Source organism: Anaerotignum faecicola (assembly GCA_024460105.1).
Lineage (GTDB): Bacteria > Bacillota > Clostridia > Lachnospirales > Anaerotignaceae > JANFXS01.
On sequence record JANFXS010000080.1, the window covers coordinates 1 to 581 of the forward strand.

General features: G+C 48.0%; 1 protein-coding gene. It reads left to right on the top strand.

The annotated features are described in order from the left end of the window. A partial coding sequence (locus NE664_12850; protein MCQ4727523.1) for a 4Fe-4S binding protein occupies positions 1 to 310 on the top strand: 310 nt, incomplete at its 5' end. Positions 311 to 581: the final 271 nt, after the last annotated feature.

Below are 581 nucleotides of genomic sequence, written 5' to 3' on the forward strand. Positions count from 1 at the left end.
GGTTGACGGTGTGGCTGTTGTCGATAAGGAGAAATGTGTGGCCTGCGGCAAATGTGTGGCCTCCTGTCCGAACCATTTGATCGAGCTCGTGCCGTATACGGCGGAGCACCTCGTTCAGTGCAGCTCCCATGACAAGGGCAAAGATGTAAAGGCAAAATGTGAATCAGGCTGTATCGCCTGTACCTTATGCACGAAGCAGTGTGAGTTCGATGCCATCCACATGGATAATAATGTGGCGGTAATCGACTATGAGAAGTGTACCAACTGCGGGAAGTGCGCGGCGAAATGTCCGGTTAAGGTTATTGTTTAACAAATATTAGCAAGGATTCTCCCATCCTCTAAGGTGGTGCGATGAATTGCCAAGACCAAACTTAACGGCAGTGATGGGCGGAGAGTAATCGGTATCCCCCACTGTCATGAGGTCAACAACACATCTATGTAGGATGCAGTCGAACTTCGATAATATACCGAGCGTGGATTGAAACAAGCAGTAGGGGAGAAACAGACAGTAGCAGCCATGCAGAAAATCACTTATTTCTGACTGAAATCCGGAAATAAGTGATTTTTTGCAGCTCTCAGCG